The 2,202-nt window shown below is 38.3% G+C and carries 3 protein-coding genes; 2 read left to right on the top strand and 1 reads right to left on the bottom strand.

The window, feature by feature from the left end:
* Positions 1-479, bottom strand: a 479-nt coding sequence (locus HZA38_00015) for a hypothetical protein (GenBank protein MBI5413887.1), incomplete at its 3' end; no start/stop codon positions are given.
* Between the two features lie 354 nt (positions 480-833).
* On the opposite strand from HZA38_00015, the gene HZA38_00010 reads away from it, so the two are divergent.
* Both HZA38_00010 and HZA38_00005 read left to right on the top strand, forming a co-directional pair.
* Positions 834-1,976: a transposase gene (locus HZA38_00010; protein ID MBI5413886.1), complete on the top strand. Its 1,143-nt coding sequence runs from the start codon at positions 834-836 to the stop codon at positions 1,974-1,976.
* Positions 1,977-2,025: 49 nt separating this feature from the next.
* Positions 2,026-2,202, top strand: a 177-nt coding sequence (locus HZA38_00005; protein MBI5413885.1) for an AAA family ATPase, incomplete at its 3' end; no start/stop codon positions are given.

The raw sequence follows: 2,202 nt of genomic DNA, 5'->3' as shown, positions 1-2,202 counted from the left end.
TCATCAGAAAAAACTGCATGAGCGTCAATGGTGTGATCTCTTTCTAAACCCAGATGTGGGATTTTTTTTAAAATAGGACCCCACCCACTATGTGTTATTTGATACTTAGCACAATCATCATCAAGCACATTTTCTAAATATAATTTAGATGGATTTGTTGAATTTACCGCGTTCACAATCACTTCATGATCGTCTTGAAATTGTTGAATAGCGGGATTTTTTATTCCATGCCTTTCATAAACATTTTTCGCTATAGTATACACGTCATCTTCCATATCATAATGAGATTGCGGTCCCACTACGATTATAGGGGCATTTGGATTCTTTGATCTGACAACATAGGCCACATTTTTCTCTCCGATTTTTTGAACAATTTGTGATAAAGATTTGTAATTTGGATATTTTACTAATTCGTTTAAGGAAATCTTATAAGGTGGAGACTGGTATTGTTTTGTTTCTTTTTTTAATCTGTCCGTCATTTTTTTTACAGAATTCCAGTTTGCCATATTTATTTTTCCTTGTTCTTTTTTTCTTAAAAATTCTTGAAAGATTGAGTCAATATCTCGAATCTCTCTATCATTAGGATTTTTTTGTTTTGCATTCTCGATTTCTGCTCTTAATGCTTCCAGTTTTTCTGTAGTGGGCTTATCGTAACCTCTATTATTATCTTCAATTACTCCAATCTAAAAAACACCCAATTTTTTCAGGATAGAATTGAGTATATGGCAACATAAAGCCAAGAAATGACAACAAGAAAGTGACGAGAAAGGCAAAAAAAGATTGACAGCAAAAGAGTCGCCAAAGAATGAAAGAGGATATATTTTCCTCTTTATATGGCCGCTTCATCACTGATCGACAACACCATTCGCAACACACTCAGAAATATCACGAAAGAGTGCACATTGCCTCAGAAGAAAGGAGTAAAAGAGTTACTTCTTTCATTGATGAGAGAAGGGACAACGGTGGTGAATCATTTGGCAGACACGGAAAAGAAGGTGCGAGTTGGAAAACAAGCCGAGAGATACCGAAGACATTTAGAGACGATAGATCTTTCCGTTGCGATTGAAGAGAGAATCGGCAGAACATTGCCGCGGGTAAAAGAAAATACCGTCATCGCGTATGACTTGAGCGATATTGCAAAACCCCATGCGAAAAAGATGGAAGGAATGGCTCGTATTTTTGATGGGAGTGAGAGAAGCGGGAGTAAAGGATACATATTCCATGGAGTAAGCATCTTCAATCAGCCAGTTATCATGCAACTTCATGACAGCAACGCAAAAACACTGAATCAAACACGACTCAAGGTGATTGAAAGAGTGCAGAAACAAACCGAGACAAGAGGGATTTGGGTCTTTGATCGAGGCAACGACGATCAGCAATTCTTTGCAGCTCTCAAAGCGCGAGATCTTCGTTTTGTAGTTCGACTTCGCTCAAATCGTCATTTTATTGAAAAAGAAACAGGTGAAATAAAGGCATGTGATGCATTTGTTCCCGGAACATACCAAGTTCTTCTTCCAAAAAGCAGAGAGGAGTACACACTGGTGGTTCATCAATATCATCCGGTACTTCAGCCGATTCGTGTGCTTACCAATGTTGCGGGGAAAGGGGCGAAAGAGATTATTGAGACATATCTGGAAAGATGGGACGTGGAGAATCTCTTTAAACAGATGAAACTCAAATACAATCTCGAGGCGATTCGGCTATTGTCTCTGAAGAAAATCAAGAATCTCATAGCTCTTGTCCAAATGGTTGTGAGTCTCAACAACTCTATTTTTGAACAGGTCGAAAAAGAGAAACAGGGGGCTCTTTCGCTTTCTTTCTCAAGTTTCTGCTATTATCGTTCTCTCTCTAGAAACAGATTTTCTTTCACCGATTTTATCGCTACGATTACGCCTGAAATCAATACTCCCGTCTTTCGCTCTCCTCAACCTGCTCTCTTTTCTTGGCGACAACTGGGAAAATTGGGTGTTTTTTAGATATTTATTCCTTGCAAATTGAAAGTTATTCCTTTAAAATGCAAGTATGATCATAAAGAGAAGTTTGACCAGCGAAATTGAAAACTCTCTTCAAGAATTCCCAGCCGTTGGAATTCTTGGTCCAAGACAAGTGGGCAAAACAACAATCGCAAAGATAATCCTGTCCAAGAATCCAAAAACCTCCATGTATCTCGATCTTGAACTTCCTTCAGATTTGAGTAAACTT

The organism is Candidatus Peregrinibacteria bacterium, assembly GCA_016220175.1.
GTDB lineage: Bacteria > Patescibacteriota > Gracilibacteria > CAIRYL01 > CAIRYL01 > JACRHZ01.
The sequence above is the reverse complement of the archived record's forward strand: the minus strand, read 5'-3'. Positions and strand labels throughout refer to the sequence as shown.